General features: G+C 72.4%; 19 protein-coding genes and 1 riboswitch. Of the genes, 12 read left to right on the forward strand and 7 right to left on the reverse strand.

All coding sequences use genetic code 11. From position 1 onward, the window contains the following. Window positions 1–19: 19 nt before the first annotated feature. Entirely contained in the window at window positions 20–445 is a 426-nt protein-coding gene (locus IE177_RS32910) for a winged helix-turn-helix transcriptional regulator (RefSeq protein ID WP_190019140.1), read from the reverse strand. A 91-nt stretch (window positions 446–536) separates the two neighbouring features. Here IE177_RS32910 and IE177_RS32915 point away from each other — a divergent pair, with 91 nt between their 5' ends. The 3 genes from IE177_RS32915 to IE177_RS32925 all read left to right on the forward strand — a co-directional run bounded on the left by IE177_RS32915 (window position 537) and on the right by IE177_RS32925 (window position 3,246). Next, complete coding sequence (locus IE177_RS32915) at window positions 537–1,391, forward strand: SDR family oxidoreductase (RefSeq protein ID WP_190019141.1); 855 nt, start codon at window positions 537–539, stop codon at window positions 1,389–1,391. A gap of 145 nt (window positions 1,392–1,536) precedes the next feature. Then, a complete protein-coding gene (gene rarD / locus IE177_RS32920; RefSeq protein ID WP_190019142.1) occupies window positions 1,537–2,610 on the forward strand; it encodes an EamA family transporter RarD in 1,074 nt (357 codons plus the stop codon). A 159-nt stretch (window positions 2,611–2,769) separates the two neighbouring features. Further along, complete coding sequence (locus IE177_RS32925; protein ID WP_190019143.1) at window positions 2,770–3,246, forward strand: VOC family protein; 477 nt, start codon at window positions 2,770–2,772, stop codon at window positions 3,244–3,246. A gap of 52 nt (window positions 3,247–3,298) precedes the next feature. Here the strand turns inward: IE177_RS32925 and IE177_RS32930 are convergent, their stop codons facing one another. Next, window positions 3,299–4,384 (reverse strand): hypothetical protein, encoded by a 1,086-nt coding sequence (locus IE177_RS32930; protein WP_190019144.1) that lies wholly within the window; start codon window positions 4,382–4,384, stop codon window positions 3,299–3,301. A gap of 201 nt (window positions 4,385–4,585) precedes the next feature. On the opposite strand from IE177_RS32930, the gene IE177_RS32935 reads away from it, so the two are divergent. Beyond that, window positions 4,586–5,173, forward strand: a complete 588-nt coding sequence (locus IE177_RS32935; RefSeq protein ID WP_190019145.1) for a flavodoxin family protein — start codon at window positions 4,586–4,588, stop codon at window positions 5,171–5,173. A gap of 10 nt (window positions 5,174–5,183) precedes the next feature. Here the strand turns inward: IE177_RS32935 and IE177_RS32940 are convergent, their stop codons facing one another. The 4 genes from IE177_RS32940 to IE177_RS32955 all read right to left on the reverse strand — a co-directional run bounded on the left by IE177_RS32940 (window position 5,184) and on the right by IE177_RS32955 (window position 9,573). Continuing rightward, entirely contained in the window at window positions 5,184–6,119 is a 936-nt protein-coding gene (locus tag IE177_RS32940; RefSeq protein WP_190019146.1) for an ABC transporter permease, read from the reverse strand. Next, window positions 6,106–7,080, reverse strand: coding sequence for an ABC transporter ATP-binding protein (locus IE177_RS32945; protein ID WP_190019147.1), 975 nt, complete (start codon window positions 7,078–7,080; stop codon window positions 6,106–6,108). The genes IE177_RS32940 and IE177_RS32945 overlap by 14 nt, the downstream gene beginning before the upstream one ends. A 37-nt stretch (window positions 7,081–7,117) precedes the next feature. Next, window positions 7,118–8,317: a LolA family protein gene (locus tag IE177_RS32950; RefSeq protein ID WP_190019148.1), complete on the reverse strand. Its 1,200-nt coding sequence runs from the start codon at window positions 8,315–8,317 to the stop codon at window positions 7,118–7,120. Between the two features lie 245 nt (window positions 8,318–8,562). Continuing rightward, on the reverse strand, window positions 8,563–9,573 hold the full coding sequence (locus tag IE177_RS32955) for a polyprenyl synthetase family protein (protein WP_190019149.1): 1,011 nt from the start codon (window positions 9,571–9,573) through the stop codon (window positions 8,563–8,565). A gap of 596 nt (window positions 9,574–10,169) precedes the next feature. Further along, window positions 10,170–10,352: riboswitch (cyclic di-AMP (ydaO/yuaA leader) on the forward strand. A gap of 2 nt (window positions 10,353–10,354) precedes the next feature. On the opposite strand from IE177_RS32955, the gene IE177_RS32960 reads away from it, so the two are divergent. Further along, window positions 10,355–10,834, forward strand: a complete 480-nt coding sequence (locus tag IE177_RS32960; RefSeq protein ID WP_190019150.1) for a transglycosylase SLT domain-containing protein — start codon at window positions 10,355–10,357, stop codon at window positions 10,832–10,834. A 106-nt stretch (window positions 10,835–10,940) separates the two neighbouring features. Here IE177_RS32960 and IE177_RS32965 read toward each other — a convergent pair whose 3' ends face one another. Further along, window positions 10,941–11,753 carry an HAD family hydrolase gene (locus tag IE177_RS32965; protein WP_190019151.1) on the reverse strand — a complete coding sequence of 271 codons (813 nt, stop codon included), beginning with the start codon at window positions 11,751–11,753 and terminating at the stop codon, window positions 10,941–10,943. Between the two features lie 352 nt (window positions 11,754–12,105). Between IE177_RS32965 and fahA the strand changes: the two genes are divergently transcribed. The 7 genes from fahA to IE177_RS33000 all read left to right on the forward strand — a co-directional run bounded on the left by fahA (window position 12,106) and on the right by IE177_RS33000 (window position 18,713). Then, a complete protein-coding gene (fahA, locus tag IE177_RS32970; protein ID WP_190019152.1) occupies window positions 12,106–13,323 on the forward strand; it encodes a fumarylacetoacetase in 1,218 nt (405 codons plus the stop codon). A gap of 163 nt (window positions 13,324–13,486) precedes the next feature. After that, complete coding sequence (locus IE177_RS32975) at window positions 13,487–14,425, forward strand: M56 family metallopeptidase (RefSeq protein ID WP_190019153.1); 939 nt, start codon at window positions 13,487–13,489, stop codon at window positions 14,423–14,425. 142 nt (window positions 14,426–14,567) lie between these two features. After that, complete coding sequence (locus IE177_RS32980) at window positions 14,568–15,356, forward strand: GntR family transcriptional regulator (RefSeq protein ID WP_190019154.1); 789 nt, start codon at window positions 14,568–14,570, stop codon at window positions 15,354–15,356. Between the two features lie 66 nt (window positions 15,357–15,422). Next, complete coding sequence (locus tag IE177_RS32985) at window positions 15,423–15,650, forward strand: 4Fe-4S dicluster domain-containing protein (RefSeq protein WP_018568287.1); 228 nt, start codon at window positions 15,423–15,425, stop codon at window positions 15,648–15,650. A 36-nt stretch (window positions 15,651–15,686) separates the two neighbouring features. Continuing rightward, complete coding sequence (locus tag IE177_RS32990) at window positions 15,687–17,030, forward strand: ABC transporter substrate-binding protein (RefSeq protein ID WP_190019155.1); 1,344 nt, start codon at window positions 15,687–15,689, stop codon at window positions 17,028–17,030. Beyond that, on the forward strand, window positions 17,027–17,941 hold the full coding sequence (locus IE177_RS32995; protein ID WP_229816372.1) for an ABC transporter permease: 915 nt from the start codon (window positions 17,027–17,029) through the stop codon (window positions 17,939–17,941). Before IE177_RS32990 ends, IE177_RS32995 begins: the two co-directional genes overlap by 4 nt. Further along, the gene (locus tag IE177_RS33000) at window positions 17,925–18,713 is read left to right on the forward strand and encodes an ABC transporter ATP-binding protein (RefSeq protein ID WP_190019156.1); all 789 of its coding nucleotides are present in this window, start codon (window positions 17,925–17,927) and stop codon (window positions 18,711–18,713) included. Before IE177_RS32995 ends, IE177_RS33000 begins: the two co-directional genes overlap by 17 nt. Window position 18,714 lies beyond the last annotated feature (1 nt).

The raw sequence follows: 18,714 nt of genomic DNA on the forward strand, positions 1-18,714 counted from the left end.
CGACCGGCGGGCCGCGCGGTCACGAGGCCCGGGACTGGATTTCCCGGGCCTCTTCGTGTGGCCGCCGGCGCTCGTCGTAGGCCGCGCGGGCCCGCTCCACGTCGCCCATCCGGTCCTCGGTCCACTGCGCCAGCCCCCGGACCCGTTCCGCCGCCTCGCACCCCAGCCCGGTCAGCGAGTAGTCGACGCGGGGCGGGATGACCGGCTTGGCGTCCCGGTGGACCAGGCCGTCGCGTTCCAGGGTCTGCAGGGTCTGGGTCAGCATCTTCTCGCTGACGCCCCGGCCGCCGTACGCGTTGACGGCCCGCCGCAGCTCGCTGAACCGGTACGGGCGTTCGAGCAGCTCGATCAGGACGAGGACGCCCCAGCGACTGGTGACGTGCTCCAGGACGAGCCGGTAGGGGCACATCTCCTCGGAGTCTCCGGACTTTCCGCTTACCGCCATGTACGTACCTTACTTCAAAGTGGGTACTTTCCTCTGGTTAGTGCAGCTCCTAGGGTAAGTGGCACACCCCACGAGCAAGGAGTCCCACGGCATGAGCATCGTCGTCACCGGAGCCACCGGCCACCTCGGCCGTCACGTCGTCGAGCAGCTGCTGGAGAAGGTTCCGGCGGAGCAGATCATCGCGGTCGTGCGCGACGAGGAGAAGGCCGCCGGCCTCGCGGCCCGCGGCGTACGCCTGGCGGTCGCCGACTACAACGCGCCCGAGACCTTCGACGGCCTGTTCGCCGCCGGCGACAGGATCCTGCTGATCTCGGGCAACGAGTTCGCCAAGGGCCGGGTGCGGCAGCACCGGGTCGTCATCGACGCCGCCAGGGCGGCGGGCGTGGCCCTGCTCGCCTACACCAGCGCCCCGGGCACCCTGACGGCCGCACTGGCGGACGACCACCGGGCCACCGAGGAGGCGCTGCTGGCCTCCGGCCTGCCCTACGCGCTGCTGCGCAACGGCTGGTACCACGAGAACTACACCGGGAACCTGGCGCCGGTGCTGGAGCACGGCGCGGTCGTCGCGGCGGCCGGCGACGGCCGCGTCTCCTCGGCCTCGCGCGCCGACTACGCGGCCGCCGCGGTGGCGGTGCTCACCGGCGAGGGGCACGAGAACACGACGTACGAGCTGGGCGGCGACGAGGCGTGGAGCTTCGCCGAGTACGCGGCCGAGCTGAGCCGGCAGACCGGCCGGGAGATCGTCTACAACCCCGTCTCCGTGGAGGCGTTCGCCGGGATCCTGGCCGGCGCCGGGCTGCCCGAGCCGCTGGCCGGGATCCTGGCCGGCGTGGACGCCTCGGTGGAGAAGGGCGAGCTGGTCGTCTCCTCCGGCGACCTGGCCCGTCTCATCGGCCGCCCGACCACGCCGCTGGCGGAGGCCGTCTCGGCCGCCCTCAAGGGCTGACCCCTGCGGACCGAGGCCCTCGCCCGGCTCCCTGGGGGGACTTCCAGCCCCGCCTGTCATGACCGTGAGGCGATACGGGCATGACAGGCGGGGGTGCCCGGCGTTACCGTCGTCCTCGCGTGCCTGAGCGAAGAAGGAGGGGCCCGTGGCCGGGACATCCAAGGGAGAGCACCGGGTAGGTCTGCTGAACGGCTTCGCCGCCTACGGCATGTGGGGCCTGGTCCCGCTGTTCTGGCCGTTGCTCAAGCCCGCCGGGGCGGTGGAGATCCTCGCCCACCGCATGGTGTGGTCCCTGGCCTTCGTCGCCGTCGCCCTGCTCTTCGTACGACGCTGGGCCTGGGCCGGCGAACTGCTGCGCCAGCCGCGCCGCCTGGCACTCGTCGCCGTCGCGGCGGCCGTGATCACCGTCAACTGGGGCGTCTACATCTGGGCGGTCAACTCCGGCCACGTCGTCGAGGCCTCCCTCGGGTACTTCATCAACCCGCTGGTCACCATCGCGATGGGCGTGCTGATCCTGAAGGAGCGGCTGCGGCCCGTGCAGTGGGCGGCGGTGGCGACGGGTTTCGCGGCCGTCGTCGTCCTGACCGTCGGCTACGGCCACCCGCCGTGGATCTCCCTCTGCCTCGCGTTCTCCTTCGCCACCTACGGCCTGGTGAAGAAGAAGGTCGCCCTGGGCGGCGTCGAGTCGCTGGCCGCCGAGACCGCCATCCAGTTCGTGCCCGCCCTCGCCTACCTGCTGTGGCTCGTCGCGCACGGCGACAGCAGCTTCGTCGACGACGGCACCGGGCACGCGGCCCTGCTGGCCTCCACCGGCGTCGTCACCGCCCTGCCGCTGGTCTGCTTCGGCGCCGCGGCGATCCGCGTGCCCCTGTCGACGCTGGGCCTGCTGCAGTACCTGGCCCCCGTCTTCCAGTTCCTGCTCGGCATCGTCTACTTCCACGAGTCCATGCCGCTCGAGCGCTGGGCGGGGTTCGCGCTGGTCTGGGTGGCGCTGTTCCTCCTCACGGGCGACGCGCTGCGCTCCGCCCGCCGGGGGGCCCGGGCGCTCGCCGCACAGACCGCGACGTCCGGTGTGTCCGGCGCGTCCGGCGCCGCGGAGCACCCGGAGGTGCGCCACGGGGAGCACCCGGAGGAGCCCCCGAACGAGCACCCACAGGACGCCGCGGCCGTCCCGGCAGCGGCGGGCGAGGTGCGGGAAGCGCAGCCCGAGGCGGGCTGAGCCGGCGCGAAGCCGACCGGGGCGGGCCGAGAACAGGACGGGGCCGAAAACCGGGCGGGCCGACAGCGGGACGGCGCGACCGCCGCCGCGGCGCGCCGAGCGGAAAGCGGGGGCGGAATCCGCTCGTCCAGCGGCCGGCCACGGCTATAAGTGGTCACCATGACCGCATCCCCCGCGCCCTCACCCGCCCCGCTGCACTGGAAGCTCGTCATCGACGCGGGCGACCCGCACACCCAGGCCGACTTCTGGGCCGCCGCCCTGCGCTACACCGCCGAGGACAACAGCGCCCTGATCGAACGGCTGCTGACCGCCGGCGCGCTGCCCGGCGAGGCCACCGTCGAGTACCACGGCCGGCCGGCCTTCCGCGACCTGATCGCCGTACGGCACCCCGACGACCCGTACGACCCGCAGACCGGGACCGGGCTGGGCCGGCGGCTGCTGTTCCAGCGCGTGCCCGAGGCGAAGACCGTGAAGAACCGGCTCCATCTGGACCTGCACCCCGGTGACGGGCGACGTGCGGAGGAGGTGGCGCGGCTTCAGGCGCTGGGCGCGCGGGTGCTGCGCGAGGTGAGGGAGCCGTCCGGCGCGTGGGTGCTGATGGCGGACCCGGAGGGCAACGAGTTCTGCGTGCACTAGTTGTGCGGTTCGGACCGCACACCTGGTTCGCGCCGTCCCGCGTTCCGGCCGGTCACGGCTGCGCGGCGCGGGCCGCGCGGTCGGTCAGGCGGATCATGCGGGCGCGGGCGGACTCCAGGGGGTGCGGGTCGTCGGCGGCGGGTCCCGGCTCGGCGGTGAGGTCGGTCCACAGGTCGATCAGGTCGCGGCCGAGACGCAGGCCCTCCTCGGGGTCGCGCACCGCCCGCCAGGCGGTCGCCGCGCTCCGCACGTTGTCGTAGGCCGCCTCGCCGTCCTGCGCGTCGCGACGCAGCCGGGCGAGGTCCAGGGACAGGTGGAAGGCGCGGACCGGGTCGCCCGCCAGGTAGGCGATGTAGGCGGTCAGTTCGCGCAGGTGCAGTACCTCGGCGTGGCGGGCGCCCAGCACGGCGGACGCCTCCTCGACGGTGCGGTCGGCGAGTTCCGCCGCCGCCTCGATGCGGCCCGCCCGCACGGCCTCGTTGATCCGCGTCATCGGCTCGGTGAGCAGCTCGGCGCCCTCCGCGGTCTCGGTCAGCGGACCGTCCCCGAGCACCTCCTCGGCGACGGCGTCGAAACCGCGGGGCGGGGTGTGGGTGGCGACGTGACGGAACTCCGGCTCGACGGGGACGGCTCCGGGGCCGGGAGCGGAGGGCTTCGCCGGCGCGGGGGCCTCGGCTGCCGGTGCGCCGGAGCCGGCGGCTGCTGCTGCTGCTGCTGCGGAGATGACCGGGGGCGCGTCCATGACGGGCGGGGGGCCGAAACTCCCCGTCGGCACCTGGACCGCCCCGAGCGGCAGGGGCCGCGGCCCGGAAACGGCGTCCGGTGTCCACGGCTGTGGCCTCGGCGCCACCCGGACCGGCTCGCCCGTCATCTGGCTGGAGCCGTCCGCCGCGACCTCCAGGGGGACCACGCAGCCCGCGCGGTCGTCGTGGATCGTGGCCCGTATGGGGGTGCCGAGGCTGATGGCCAGGCGCTGGAGGTGGTTGAGCACGGCCTGCTGGATCGGTTCGCCCGGTGCGGCCGCGACGGGTGTCCCGCCCACGGACGCGTCTGTCGCGCCGAACACGCGGACGGACACCACCGCCGGATGCGCCACGGGCTGCTGCGCCCGCTTCTTCTCGAAACTGAGTCGAGACATCGGTTTTTCCTCACTCCCCCGGCGTAGTCGCGATCCGGTCGTACGCGCCCTGCCGACCAGTGTGTCGGTTACCCGCCCGCCTCCGCGTCACCACGACGTCACAGCATCGCACCAGGCGCGCCCTGGCGGCAGATGCTTGTGTATGCATAAGATGCACACGCCTTTATTCGTAGTGCGAAACCACCTTGTCCGGGGGACCTCATGAACCGCCGCTTCCTCTTCGTCCTCGGTAGCGCCCGCGCCGACGGCAACACCGAACTGCTGGCCCGCCGGGCCGCCGAACAGCTGCCCGGCGACGTCGACCAGCAGTGGATCCGGCTCGCCGAGCAGCCACTGCCCCAGTTCGCTGACCTGCGGCACGACAGCGACCACACACGCCCGCCGGCGGACACCGCCACCGGCGCGCTGCTGGACGCCACGCTCGCGGCGACCGACGTCGTGATCGCCTCGCCGCTGTACTGGTACTCGGTGTCCAGCCTCACCAAGACCTACCTGGACCACTGGTCCGCCTGGCTGCGCACGCCCGGCGTCGACTTCAGGGCGACGATGGCCGGCCGCACCCTCTGGGGCATCGCCGCGCTGGCCGACGACGAGCCGTCCGTCGCCGGGCCGTACATCGGCACCCTCAACAACTCGGCCGCCTATCTGCGCATGCGCTTCGGCGGGGTCCTGCTGGGCAACGGCAGCGGGCCCGGCGACGTACTGAAGGACACGGAGGCGCTGGCGCGCGCGAAGACGTTCTTCGCTCAGGACGCGCCCCTCGCGCGCTTCCCGCACGAGACCCCCTGAGCGGCGTCCCTCAGGCGCTGATGTCCTTGGCCGTGAACCGCGCCCAGGCCGCCGAGCCGAACACGGCCGCGTACAGACCCTGCAGGCCGAGGTTCTTCTGCAGGTCGTCCCAGTAGACGGGGTCGCGCATCAAATCGGCGAAGGACAGCCAGTAGTGCGGGAAGAAGTACGGCTGCAGCGCGTGCAGCTGGGGGATCTGGTCGCAGATCTGGACGGCGATGAGCAGGCCGACGGTGCCGGCCATCGCGGCGATGCCGCTGTCGGTGAGCGTCGAGACGAACAGGCCGAGGGCCGCCACGCCGACCAGTGAGGCGGCGACGACCAGTGCGATCAGCAGGGCCCGGCCGAGTCCGTCGGCGAAACCGATCCGGGTGCCGGAGATGGTCGTCAGGTCGCCGAGCGGGAAGAGCAGGGCGCCGACGGCCAGCGCCGAGACGGCGACGACCAGGGTGGCGAGGACGCAGAACGCCATCACGGTCGCGTACTTGGTCAGCAGCAGGCGGGTACGGCCGGCCGGGGCGACCAGCAGGTAGCGCAGGGTGCCCGTGCCCGCCTCGCCCGCGATCGCGTCGCCCGCGACGACGCCGACGGCCATCGGCAGGAAGAAGGGCAGGGTCGCGGCCAGTGCCGTGAACACCAGGAACAGCCCGTTGTTGGTGATCTGCGTGATGAAAGCCGGGCCCTCGCCGTGCCTGCCGCCCGCCGTGGAGCCTCCGCGCGTCTCGATCCTGACCGCGATCCCGATCAGCACCGGCACGGCGGCCAGCACCCCGAGCAGGGCGAGCGTGCGCCAGCGGCGGACGGTGGTGGCGATCTCGCTGCGCAGCAGCCCGAAGGTCCACAGGGGCCCCGGCCGCCGTGCGGCGGGTGCCGCCACCGCCTCCGCCGTGTCGGCCGCCGCCCCCGCCTCCTCCGCCGACTCGGCCGCCGCCTCAGCCCGCGACATCGAAGCCCTCCCCCGTCAGCGCGACGAACGCGTCCTCCAACGAGGCGCGCTCCAGTGTGAAGCCCCTGACGCGGACGCCCGCGGCGACCAGGGCCGCGTTCACCTCGGCGAGATCCCGGGCGGGCGGCTCGCCGGTGACCCGGTCGCCGTCGGCGGTCACGTCCCCCACCCCCTGCTCCTTCAGCACCCGGGCCGCCTCGGCCGCGTCCGGGGTGGTCACCGCCAGCCGGCCGCGCGCCCCGGCCGCCAGGTCGGCCACCGCGCCCTGGGTGACGAGCCGGCCCTGTGCCATGACCGCCGCGTGGGTGCACACATGCTCGATCTCGTCGAGGAGATGGGAGGAGAGGAAGACGGTCGTGCCGTCGGCGGCCAGTTCCCGGATCAGTGCCCGGATCTCACGCATGCCCTGCGGGTCGAGGCCGTTGGTCGGCTCGTCCAGGACGAGCAGCCGGCGTGGCCGGAGCAGCGCGGCGGCCAGCCCCAGGCGCTGCTTCATGCCGAGCGAGTACGCCCTCGCCTTCTTGCCCGCGGCGGCCGTCAGGCCCACCCGGTCCAGTGCGGCGGCGGCGCGGACGCGCCGGGTGCGCGGGTCGGCGGTCGGGTCGGCGGCGTCGTAGCGCAGCAGGTTGTCCCGGCCGGAGAGGAAGCCGTACAGGGCGGGGCCCTCGATGAGCGCGCCGACCTGCGGCAGCACGGTACGGGCCGCCCGGGGCATGGGGCGGCCCAGCACGCGGGCCGTGCCGGCGGTCGGCTCGATCAGGCCCATCAGCATGCGGATGGTGGTGGTCTTGCCGGAGCCGTTCGGGCCGAGGAAGCCGAAGACGCTGCCCGCCGGGACGGTCAGGTCGAGACCGTCGACGGCGAGCTGTCCGCCGGCGAAGCGCTTGGTGAGGCCGCGCGTGGCGATGACGTGCGCCGGCGCGTCCCCCGGCCGGTGCTCCGCGGCGGACGGTTCGTCCATCGGCTCCCCCTCTGTCCGTTCGGTTGCGCGCGGAGGACTACTTCTCTCCGTTCGCCGCCTTCACCAGCGCGTCCTTGGTGACCGCACCGGCGTACACCTTGCCGTCGTCGGTGAACAGGGCGTTGACCAGGCGGGTGGAGAAGACCGTGCCCTTGCCGAACTTGCCGGAGACCTTCTCGCCGAGCGAGCCGAGGAAGCCGCCGAGGTCACCGCCCTGGGAGCCGCTCGGAAGGCCGCCCTTGGCACCGGTGTCGAAGGTGGCGACGGACGTCCAGCCCTTGCCGAGGACGGTGGCGCCCTTCAGTCCGCCGCCGAACTCCTCGCCGGCGCCCGGGGCGTGCCGGCGCGCCTCGGCCCCCTTCTCCTCCTCGGTGACCTTCGCACCCTTGGGCGGGGTGAAGTCGAAGGTGGAGGCGGCCGGCCTGGCGAAGGACACCTGGGTGAAGCCGACGTCGAGGACGGCGGCGCCGCCGCTCTTCGGGGTCAGCGTGAACTTCAGCGGCTGGCCCGTCCTCGCGTCCACGTCGATGCTGATCGCACCGACCGTGGTGCCGGACTGCCTGGGCTTGATCAGCAGCTTGTAGGCGTCGCGTCCGGCGACCTGCGCGGTGCCGTCGACGGTCACGGAGGTGGTGTCGTCGACCGACTTCAGGGCCTCGTCGGCGAAGTCCTTCGGCGTGGCCGGCGGCTGGGCCCGGTGCTGCCGGCCGGAGCCGGCCGCGGTGGAGTGGTAGACCTCGTTGCTCTTGCTGTCGTAGCCCCAGACGTCCTTGCCGTGGTGGATGAGGCTGTACTCGGCGCCCCGCTCCAGAAGGGACAGCTTCTGCCGGTCGGGGCCGTCGGCCGCGACACGCAGGGTGTGCGTGCCGGTGACCAGTTCGGTGAGCTTGGACTGCGGGTCGGCGGCGGAGCCGTCACCGGAGCCGCTCCCGGCGCCGGGGGCGATGCCGCCGCCCAGGCCGCCGAGGTCGGGCAGCCCCAGGTCGGTGCTGATCTTCACGGTGCCGGACAGCTGCTGCACGTCCGACTTGGCGATCTTCTCGATGAGCTGCTGGGCGCTGATCTTCGGCAGGTCTGGGTCACCGGAGTCGGCGAGCGCCGGGACCAGCCCGATCGTGGCCGCCGCCACCCCCACCACCGCTACCGGGACCACGTACCGGGCGGCCTTGCGGCGCGTGCTGTGCAGGTCCTCGTCCGCCGCGGCGGCCGTTGCGTCGTCGGATTCGTACGGTGCCATCTGTGCCTTACCTCCGTCGTCGGCGGCGGCTGTCCCCACACTGGTCCACCTGAGCCGCCATTCTCACCCGAATCGGTGAGGAGTGGTGATTTCCGTGGTTTCCATCTGACCAAATCGGCCGTGAGGAGGCGTCAGACCACGGAGCCAACTCCGTATACGCCTGCGGTATGACACACGGGGGCGGAGCCTCCTCCGACCCGTAGGGGTCGTGCGGGGAGGGCACCGCCCGGTGCGCACTGCCGTGTTCAGCCGGCGCGGTGCACCACAGCGTCGCACAGTTCGAGCAGCGCCGCCTTGGCGTCGCACTCCCGCAGCGGGGCCAGCACGGACCGCGCCTCCTCCGCGTACCGGACGGTGTCGCGGCGGGCCTGCTCCAGCGCGGGGTGGGCGCGCAGGGCGGTGAGCGCCTCGGTGTGCCGGGCGTCGTCGCTGAGATCGGTGTCCAGCAGCTCGCACAGGGCGATGTCCTCGGGCAGCCCCAGCCGGGCGGCCCGCTCGCGCAGCCGGAGCACCGGCAGGGTCGCGATGCCCTCGCGCAGGTCGGTGCCCGGGGTCTTGCCGGACTCGTGGGAGTCGGAGGCGATGTCCAGGACGTCGTCGGCGAGCTGGAAGGCGACGCCGAGCCGCTCGCCGTACTGGGTGAGCACGTCGACGACCCTCTCGTCGGCGCCGGACATCATCGCGCCGAACCGGCACGAGACCGCCACCAGGGAGCCCGTCTTGCCGCCGAGCACGTCCAGGTAGTGCTCGACCGGGTCGCGGCCGTCCGCGGGCCCGGCGGTCTCCAGGATCTGGCCGGTGACCAGCCGTTCGAACGCGAGGGCCTGCACCCGGACCGCCTCGGGCCCGAGGTCGGCCAGGATCTGGGAGGCGCGGGCGAAGAGGAAGTCACCGGTGAGGACCGCGACCGAGTTGCCCCAGCGGGTGTTGGCGCTCTCCACCCCGCGCCGCACGGTCGCCTCGTCCATGACGTCGTCGTGGTAGAGCGTGGCCAGGTGGGTCAGCTCCACGACGACGGCGGACGGTACGACGCCTGGCGCGTACGGGTCGCCGAACTGCGCCGCGAGCATCACGAGCAGCGGCCGGAACCGCTTCCCGCCCGCCCGCACGAGGTGCTGCGCGGCCTCCGTGATGAACGGGACCTCACTCTTGGTGGCCTCGAGCAGGCCCTCCTCGACAGCCGTCAATCCGGCCTGGACATCGGCTTCCAGAGCCTGGTCCCGCACGCTCAGCCCAAACGGCCCGACGACGGTCACGAGGGGTCTCCTGTCTGCTGGTGTCCACCGGTGATTACACGGTTTGTCGATAGGTCGCTGCCATCACTCAAGTCAGCGTATCCGGTCCTGTTTCGATCACCGATAGCGCCCACCGGTCAGGCCAGGGCCGTAACGGATCATGACCGGTGGGTCCCGATCGGACAGTAAGAACGGACATTTATCGACTAAACAGGAATTCACCCATTTTGTTGCGAACCGCAGGGCACAAAGGCGTGTGACATCCACCCGGACGGCCCTGCTTCGGCGCACACACCCCGCCCGCGTCACCATCCGCCAATTCCGCCACAAGGGGACACTTGGAACCAAATACCCGAATCCCTCATGTCTACTTTGCCGCACTTTGCCACTTCGTGAGTTGGCTCACTCGCGCCTCTCGGGCCCACCCTCCCGCCGAACCCCCTTCCCGCCTTGCCCGAAGGGCGAGTTGAGAGTTGGCAACCGCAAAGGATCAAGTACCCCAAATGACACAGACCAAGGTCAAATAGTGCGTTGTGCGATTCCGGGGCTTGTTCCCGACATGTGCTGTCGCATACGTTCCGGGCCGTCGGGCGGACGCCGAATCCTGCCGCCGCCCGCGTAACCCATCGACGAACTCATTTCGTACGGCAGGAGCGGGGGACCCAGGTAAGCCGCCGGGCCGGTACGGCACACGCCGCACCGGTACCGACTAGGGGTGAAGCCGTGCCTCCCAGGGCGCGGCCGGGCACCTCCCCGCCCGAACCCGACAGCTCACCTCGCAGGCGCCGGAGAGGAACTTCCCATGCGTGCTGTCGCCCAGCCCCGCCGTACCCGCCTCGTCCGCGCCCTCACCGCCGTCGGAGCCGGCGCCGCGGTCCTCGTGCTGCCGCTCGTCGGCGCGACCACCGCCTCCGCGGCCCCCAGCACGGCCACGACGGCCGCCACCACGCCCGCCGGGTACCCGAACAACCTCGACGGCTGGATCCGCGAGTCGCTCGCCATCATGGCCGAGAGGCACATCCCGGGCACCTACAACGGCATCCACCGCAACATCATGCGCGAGTCCTCGGGCAACCCCAACGCCATCAACCTCTGGGACTCCAACGCAGCGAAGGGCATCCCCTCCAAGGGCCTGCTCCAGGTCATCGACCCGACCTTCGCCGCCTACCACGTCGTCGGCACCTCGTTCGACCCCTACGACCCGGTCGCGAACATCACCGCCGCCTGCAACTACGCGGCCGCCCGGTACGGCTCGATCGACAACGTGTTCGGCGCGTACTGATCCCCGGCGGACCGGCGCCCCGCAACCGGCGGACCGGCGCGCACCGGCACCTGACGGACCGGCGCGCACCGGCCTCCGGCCTGGCGGCGGGCTACTGAAGTGCCGGTCAGTCGGTCGGGAAGAGTCCTTCGAGGACGACGGCGACGCCGTCGTCCTCGTTCGACGAGGTGATCCCGTCGGCCACCGCCTTGAGTTCAGGGTGGGCGTTGGCCATGGCGACGCCGTGTCCCGCCCATTCGAACATCGGGATGTCGTTGGGCATGTCCCCGAAGGCCAGGGCGCGTTCGGGGCCGATGCCCAGCCGCTCGGCGGCCAGCGCCAGTCCGGTCGCCTTGGTCACCCCGCGGGGCTGGAGCTCCACCATCCCCGGCCCCGACATGGTGACGGTCGCCAGCGACCCGACCACGGAGCGCGCGACGGCCGCCAACTCGTCGTCGGACAGGGAGGCGTGGCGCAGCAGCACCTTGCTGATGGGCGCGCGCCACAGGTCGTCGCGCCGGCCGACCCGGACAGCGGGCAGGGTCGGGTGGGGCATCAGGTACCCGGGTTCGATGAGCGTGAGCCCGTCCACGCCGTCCTGGTCGACGGCCGCGTGTACCTGGCCCACCTCCGCCTCGATCTTGCCGAGCGCGGTCTCGGCCAGGCCCCGGTCCAGCCGGACGGACCACAGCAGGCGATCGCTCGCGGCGTCGTAGACCTGCGCGCCCTGCCCGCACACCGCGAGCCCCGTGCAACCGAGGCCGGCCAGCAGGGGCCGCACCCGCGGGGCCGGCCGGCCCGTCACCACCAGGTGCCGGGCGCCCGCCCGCGCCACCCGCGCGAGCGCGGCCAGCGACCGGTCGGAGACGGTGTCGTCGCCGCGCAGCAGCGTCCCGTCCAGGTCGGTGGCGATCAGTGCGTACGCGGGGGTGGGTGCCATGATCAGAGAATACGGACCCACCGCCCCGCCGACTCACCGCTCGTTGCGCGCACTTGCGCACCGCCCGGCCCCAAGTGGCGTGCGGGCACTCAGCCGTGGGCGGCGGCCAGGTGCTCCGCCGGGCCGGGACCATCCGCTCCGGCAGCGGCCAGCGGGACATCGCGGACTCTTCGGGCGAGGCCCGGGCAACCATTCGATATCCCGTCCCGCCCTCTGGGGGCAGGTTGCCGATCTTCTCTCCGGGCACCGCCGAGGACACTGCCCAAGACACGCATCACGGCCGTAACGTGTGGCGCGACCATACGGAACGCATCGCCATGCATGGCCCGGATGAGAGTGAGGCAGTACCCTCATGCCCCCCTTCGACGTCCCCGAGGGCGACCCCTTCGGCCCGCACAACCTTCCCTATGGCGTGTTCTCGCCCTCCGGCAGCACGGAGCGCAGGGTCGGCGTCCGGCTCGGGGACCACGTCCTCGACGCGGGCGCCGCGGCCTCCGCCCTCGGCTCGCCGCACGCCTCCCTGCTCGCGCGGCCCACCCTCGGCCCGCTGCTGGCCGCCGGGCGCACGGCCTGGTCGGACGTGCGGCGCGCGCTGACGGAGTGGGTGACCGTCCCCGCGCACCGGCCGGCCCTGGAACCGCTCTTCCACCCGCTGTCCTCGGTCACCCTCCACCTGCCCTTCGAGGTCGCTGACTACGTCGACTTCTACGCCTCCGAGAACCACGCCCGGAACGTCGGCCAGATCTTCCGCCCGGACGCCGAGGACTCCCTCACCCCCAACTGGAAGCACCTGCCGATCGGGTACCACGGCCGCTCCGGCACCGTCGTCGTCTCGGGCACGGACGTCGTGCGGCCTTCCGGGCAGCGCAAGGGCCCCGGCGACCCGGCCCCCGTCTTCGGTCCCTCGGTCCGGCTGGACATCGAGGCGGAGGTGGGCTTCGTCGTGGGCGTGCCCTCGGAGCTGGGGCGGCCGGTCGCCCTCGGCGACTTCCGCGAGCACGTCTTCGGGCTGTGCCTGCTCAACGACTGGTCCGCCCGGGACATCCAGGCCTGGGAGTACGTCCCGCTCGGCCCCTTCCTCGGCAAGTCCTTCGCCACCTCGGTGTCGGCCTGGATCACCCCGCTGGACGCGCTGGAGCACGCGCGCGTGACACCTCCCGAGCGCACGCACCCGCTGCTGCCCTACCTGGACGACTCGGCCCCCGGGATCGAGCCCGGCGGCTACGACCTGCGGATCTCCGTCGCCATCAACGGCCATGTGGTGTCGGAGCCGCCGTTCTCCACCATGTACTGGACCGCCGCCCAGCAGCTCGCCCACATGACGGTGAACGGCGCCTCGCTGCGCACCGGCGACCTGTACGGCTCGGGCACGGTGAGCGGGCCCGAGGAGCGCCAGCGGGGCTCGCTGCTGGAGCTGACCTGGAACGGCCGCGACCCGCTGGAGCTCCCGGACGGCAAGCGGGCCTTCCTGGAGGACGGCGACGTGGTGACGCTGACGGCGTGGGCCCCCGGGGCGGACGGGTCCCGGGTCGGGCTGGGAGAGGTCCGCGGACGCGTGGTGGCGGGCTGATCCGAAGCACATCGCACGGCGGGCGGCACCGGACACCTGACTCGGGCCGCCCGTCTTCGTCATACTGACGGGGACACACACCACCGCGACGCGCCCCAGCGCGCCGCACCCCCGGCACCGCCGTTCAACGTCCAACTCCGCGACCAGGAACCGGAGCCCCGGCATGACCGTCTGCCTGCTCCTGCTGAGCGTCGTCGCCCTGACGGCCGCCGTGCCGGCGCCGCGCGCGCTGACCCGGGCCGCCTGGCCCGAACGGGAACCCGTGGTCGCGCTGTGGGTGTGGCAGTGCCTGGTCGCCACCGTCCTGCTGTGCTGCCTGACCGCACTGGTCCTGGGCGCGGCAGCCGTCTTCCACACCGTGCGCGACCACGTGTTCGCTCCGGCGCCGCCCGCCGTCACCGCGGCCTACGACCTGTCCGCCACACCCGTGTGGGCCACCGCCCTCACCGCACTGCTGGCCTGCGGGGCCGCCTGGACCACGGCGATGCTGGCCCGGGAACTCGTCGAGGCCCGCCGTGGCCGCGTCGTGGCCCGGGCGCACCTGCGCGAACGCGCCCCCGACCTGCCGGCCGGGCTGCCGGCGGCACGCGGGCCCATGCTGGTGCTGGAGGACGAGTACCCGGACGCCTGGTGGATGCCGGGGCATCCGCCGCAGCTCGTCGTCACCACGGGGGCGCTGCAGCGCCTCACGGACCACCAGCTGGACGCCGTCCTCGCGCACGAGCGCGGGCACGCCCGCGCCCACCACGACTGGCTGCTGCACCTGTCCACCGCGCTCGCCACCGGCTTCCCGCGCGTCCCGCTGTTCACCCACTTCTGCGAGCAGACGCACCGGCTGGTCGAGCTGGCCGCCGACGACACGGCGTCCCGGCGTTGCGGTCACCTCACCACCGCGCTCGCGCTGATCGAGCTCAACCAGCACCGGGGCGTCCTGTCCTGCGCCTCCAGCCACCGCCTCCTCGGCGAGCGGGTGGACCGCCTGCTGGAACCCCCGCCGCGACTGCTGCCGCGGCACCGGGCGCTCACGACGACGGCGGCCGCACTGGTCCCCCTGCTCCCGCTGCTGATCACCTTCGCCCCGGGGCTGACGGCGCTCTCATGACGGCCGAGGGCGCCGTCCGAGGTGGCAGATCTTGCCTCCGTCTTCCGTGAATCCCCAGGTCAGCGACTGATCCAACGCCCTGTCACCTGGCGCAACAATCCAGCAACACCTCTTTCCCCACCACATCGGTATGGTTCCAGCCATGCCACCCACCGACCGCCTCCGAGACCACGCCGGTCACGGCGCGGCGACCACCGTCGCCGCCCACCGCACGCGTCGTCGGCTGCGGGCGGACAGGGCCCGGCAACTCGCCGACCTGCTGCGCCACCAGCTCCTCACCGGTGCCTTCCAGGACGGCACCCTCCCCCACGAGTCCACCCTCGCCACCGACTACCGCACCTCCCGCAACACCGTCCGCGAAGGCCTGGACCTGCTCCGGGCCGAGGGCCTCGTGGAGCGGCAGCCCGGAGTAGGCACCGTGGTCGTCGCCCGTAAGTACCCCCACGGGCTCGACCGTCTGATGGGCCTCGCGGAAACACTCCGCGAACACGGCCGCGTCACCAACGAGGTCCGCACCATGGGCCCCGCACCCGCCCCCGCTCCGGTCGCCGAGCGTCTCCACGTCCCGGCCGGCGCCGACGTCCTCTACATCGAACGCCTGCGCCGCCTGAACGGCCTCCCGCTCTCCCTCGACCTGACCTACATCCCGCTCGACATCGGCTCCGCCCTGCTGGGCGCCGACCTGGAGAACACGGACGTCTTCCGACTCCTGGAAGCCACCACCGGGCAGCCGCTCGGCCACGCCGAGATCACCCTGGAGGCGGTGAACGCCGACGCCCACTCGGCCACCGTGCTCCAGGCGCCACGCGGCGCCGCCGTGCTGATGCTGGAACGCCTCACCCACCTCGCCGACGGGCGGCCCGTCGACCTGGAGTTCATCCGCTTCCGAGGCGACCGCATCACCATGAGCGGCCTGCTCCACCGGTCGTAGCCCCTTACGGCCCCGCCTCCACCCCGCCTGTACGAATCCCTGCCTGCACGTTTCCTGGAGACAGCCATGCCCTTGGCGCCCCAGCGGGCCGACGTGCCCGTGACCATCGACGAGTCGAAGTGCATCGACGGCTGCACCCTCTGCGTGGACATGTGCCCGCTGGACTCGCTGGCCATCGACACCAGCAGCGGCAAGGCGTACATGCACGTCGACGAGTGCTGGTACTGCGGTCCGTGCGCGGCCCGCTGCCCCACCGGAGCCGTCACGGTCAACATGCCCTACCTGCTCCGCTGACCCTCGCGATCCACTCCGGTGAGAGGCCGAACCCCCATGAAACGCCAAGCAGCCGCCCTGTCCGCCGCCGCACTCCTCGTTCCCCTGTCCGCCTGTGGCGGCAGCGCCGAGGCAGGCAGCGGATCCACGGTCACCGTCACCGTCGGCTACCAGTCCCGGACCATCAACACCGTCACCGCGGGCACTCTGCTGCGCTCACTCGGTTACTTCGAGAAGCGGCTCAACTCCCTGCATGACGGCCACACCTACAAGGTCGACTGGCAGGACTACGCCACCGGCGCCCCGATCACCGCCCAGATGACCGCCGGGAAGATCGACATCGGCTCGATGGGTGACTTCCCGCTGCTGCTCAACGCGGCCCGCGGCACACAGCTCGGCCGCCCCACCCGTCTTGTGTCGGTCACCGGCTACAACCTGCGAGGCGGACTGAACACCGTCGTCACCGCACCGGGCTCCAAGCTCACCGCGTTGAAGGACCTCAAGGGCAAGAAGGTCTCCACGAGCATCGGTTCCGCCGCCGACGGCACTCTCGTAAGGGCTCTGCGGCGTGCCGGCATCGACCCGGACAAGGGCATATCCAAGCTCAACCAGCAGCCCGCCGTGGGTGCTTCGGCGCTCTCCGGCGGCAGTGTGGACGCCCTGTCCCAGTTCGTCGCATGGCCCGGCCTTCTCACGTACCAGGGGAAGGCGAAAGCCCTGTACGACGGGGCGCAGCTGAACCTGCCCACCTTCCACGGCGTCACCGCCCGCGAAGACTTCACCGACCAGCATCCGGCTGTCCTCGGAGCATTCCTCGAGGCACAGGCGCAGGCGACGGACTACCTGAACCGCCATCCCGTCACCGCCGCCGAGAAGGTGGCCGAGGAGACCGATCTGCCCGCCGAGGTCGTCTACCTGTACAACGGCGCCCACGGCATCGCGACCTTCGACCCGGCCGTCAAACCACAGCTCGTCTCCGCGTTGAAGCAGGACGTGTCCGTGCTGAAGGCCGCAAAGCTGACCGGTGACATCGACGTGGACTCCTTCGTGGACGACCAGTACGTGAAGAAGGCCCTCGGTTCCTCGTACGCCAGGCGTCTCGCCGCCTCGCCCGCGCCGGCCGCGAGCGAGGCGTGGGCCAAGGGCAGCGAGAAGACGGTTTCCTTCAAGGATCCGAAGCAGCTTCTGGCGTACGTGGCCGGCCACCGGAACGGTCTGCGCGCCGCCTACGTCCCCGACGCCACCACCGGTACCCTCTGGTTCGCCGACAAGGCGGTCTGGGTGACCGACGGCGGCCGGCTGCTGCCCTTCGTCGCCCCCGCCACCGCGCGGGCCTATGTGTCCGCCCATGGCGGGGCCCGCACGATCTCCTACGACGAGGCCGTGGAGCAGGCGTCATGACCCGGCGGCCCCTGGCCCGTTATGTGCTGCGGGCGGCGTCGCTGGCCACCGCCCTCGGCCTGTGGCAGGTGCTGACCAGCCTGGACATCGACCTGTGGTTGCGCTTCTCGCAGTTCCCGACGGTCACCGACGTGGCCCATGCCCTCGCCGGTCGGCTCTCCGGTGCCGACTATTGGACCGACCTCACCGACAGCCTCACCCGCATCCTCACCGGCTTCGCGCTGGCAGCGGTCCTGGGCGTGGCGACGGGCGTACTCGTGGCCCGTTCGCCTCTCGCCGAGGACCTGCTCGGCCCCGTCCTGGAGGTGGTGCGGCCGATCCCGGCGATAGCCCTCGTCCCCGTCGCGATCCTGCTGTTCCCCTCCAACGAACAGGGCATCGTCTTCATCACCTGCACGGCCGCCTTCTTCCCCGTCCTGGTGTCCACCCGGCACGCGGTACGCGCGCTCACCCCGGTGTGGGAGGAGGCGGTACGCACCATGGGCGGCGGCCGGCTGCGCATCCTCGGCTCCGTCGTGCTCCCGGGAGCGCTGCCCGGGATCTTCGGCGGGCTCTCCGTCGGCATCGGCGTGTCGTGGATCTGCGTGATCTCCGCCGAGATGATCTCCGGCCAGTACGGCGTCGGTTACCGCACCTGGCAGGACTACACGGTGGTGAACTACCCGGGCGTGTTCGTCGGCATGATCACGATCGGCGTGCTCGGCTGGGTCACCTCCACGGCCGTGGAACTCCTCGGCCGACGGCTGACCCACTGGCTGCCCCGCAGCTCGTACGTCCCCGGCGGCCGCCCCCGCGCGTCCCGCCCGCTCGCCGCCCCGGTGCGCGCCGACGGCGATTCCGAGCGCAAGACCCAGCCCGAGCAGCAGGGCGAGAACCACACCGAGGAGGCCCGCGATGAGCACCTCGTCTGAAAGCGTCAGCGCTCCGGCCGTACCGGAGCAGGAGGCCGTACGCGGCACCCGGCTCGCCTTCCGCGGCGCCGTGCTCGGCCGCCCCGGCGCCCCGGTCCTCTCCGACGTGGACCTTGAGGTCGCGCCGGGCGAGATCATCACCGTCGTCGGTCCCTCCGGCTGCGGCAAGTCCACGCTGCTGCGTACGCTCGCCGGGTTGCTGGCTCCGCTGGACGGCACGGCGGAAGCGGACGGCAGCCCGCTGACCGGCCCGTCGGCCGGCCGTGCGCTGGTCTTCCAGGAGGACGCCCTGCTGCCCTGGCGCTCCCTGCGCGGAAACGTCGAGCTCCCACTCGCCATCAGGGGCGTACCGCGCGGTGAACGGCGCACCCGTGCCGAGGCCTGGCTGGCACGGGTGGGGCTCACCGCGCAGGCCGGGCAGTTGCCGCATCGCGTGTCCGGTGGGCAGCGCCAGCGCGCCCAGTTGGCCCGTGCACTGGCCGACAGCCCGCGTGCGGTCCTCATGGACGAGCCCTTCGGCGCGCTCGACGCCCAGACCCGCTCGGGCATGCAGGACCTGCTGGTCGAGGTGTTGCGCGGTACGGGCGCGACCGTCGTCTTCGTCACGCACGACGTGGACGAGGCCCTCTTCCTCGGCGACCGCGTGGCCCTGCTCGGCTCCGGCCGGGTGGCCGCCGTTCGCGACGTCCCGCGCCCTCGCGACCGTGCGGCGTTCGACGCCCCGGCCCGCGTGGCCCTGCGCCGCGACATCCTCACCTCGCTCGGCTCCTGAA

The sequence above is a fragment of the Streptomyces lucensis JCM 4490 genome (assembly GCF_014650035.1).
GTDB classification, from domain to species: domain Bacteria; phylum Actinomycetota; class Actinomycetes; order Streptomycetales; family Streptomycetaceae; genus Streptomyces; species Streptomyces lucensis.

Bases quoted from the DNA above. Each gene is read 5' to 3' on its own strand.
- IE177_RS32990 (WP_190019155.1), top strand. From the start codon at position 15,687: ATGAAACGCCAAGCAGCCGCCCTGTCCGCCGCCGCACTCCTCGTTCCC.
- IE177_RS32980 (WP_190019154.1), top strand. From the start codon at position 14,568: ATGCCACCCACCGACCGCCTCCGAGACCACGCCGGTCACGGCGCGGCG.
- IE177_RS32965 (WP_190019151.1), bottom strand. From the start codon at position 11,753: ATGGCACCCACCCCCGCGTACGCACTGATCGCCACCGACCTGGACGGG.
- IE177_RS32910 (WP_190019140.1), bottom strand. From the start codon at position 445: ATGGCGGTAAGCGGAAAGTCCGGAGACTCCGAGGAGATGTGCCCCTAC.
- IE177_RS32915 (WP_190019141.1), top strand. From the start codon at position 537: ATGAGCATCGTCGTCACCGGAGCCACCGGCCACCTCGGCCGTCACGTC.
- IE177_RS33000 (WP_190019156.1), top strand. From the start codon at position 17,925: ATGAGCACCTCGTCTGAAAGCGTCAGCGCTCCGGCCGTACCGGAGCAG.
- IE177_RS32985 (WP_018568287.1), top strand. From the start codon at position 15,423: ATGCCCTTGGCGCCCCAGCGGGCCGACGTGCCCGTGACCATCGACGAG.
- IE177_RS32945 (WP_190019147.1), bottom strand. From the start codon at position 7,080: ATGGACGAACCGTCCGCCGCGGAGCACCGGCCGGGGGACGCGCCGGCG.
- IE177_RS32950 (WP_190019148.1), bottom strand. From the start codon at position 8,317: ATGGCACCGTACGAATCCGACGACGCAACGGCCGCCGCGGCGGACGAG.
- IE177_RS32940 (WP_190019146.1), bottom strand. From the start codon at position 6,119: ATGTCGCGGGCTGAGGCGGCGGCCGAGTCGGCGGAGGAGGCGGGGGCG.
- IE177_RS32930 (WP_190019144.1), bottom strand. From the start codon at position 4,384: ATGTCTCGACTCAGTTTCGAGAAGAAGCGGGCGCAGCAGCCCGTGGCG.
- IE177_RS32975 (WP_190019153.1), top strand. From the start codon at position 13,487: ATGACCGTCTGCCTGCTCCTGCTGAGCGTCGTCGCCCTGACGGCCGCC.
- IE177_RS32995 (WP_229816372.1), top strand. From the start codon at position 17,027: ATGACCCGGCGGCCCCTGGCCCGTTATGTGCTGCGGGCGGCGTCGCTG.
- IE177_RS32960 (WP_190019150.1), top strand. From the start codon at position 10,355: ATGCGTGCTGTCGCCCAGCCCCGCCGTACCCGCCTCGTCCGCGCCCTC.
- IE177_RS32925 (WP_190019143.1), top strand. From the start codon at position 2,770: ATGACCGCATCCCCCGCGCCCTCACCCGCCCCGCTGCACTGGAAGCTC.
- fahA (WP_190019152.1), top strand. From the start codon at position 12,106: ATGCCCCCCTTCGACGTCCCCGAGGGCGACCCCTTCGGCCCGCACAAC.
- IE177_RS32935 (WP_190019145.1), top strand. From the start codon at position 4,586: ATGAACCGCCGCTTCCTCTTCGTCCTCGGTAGCGCCCGCGCCGACGGC.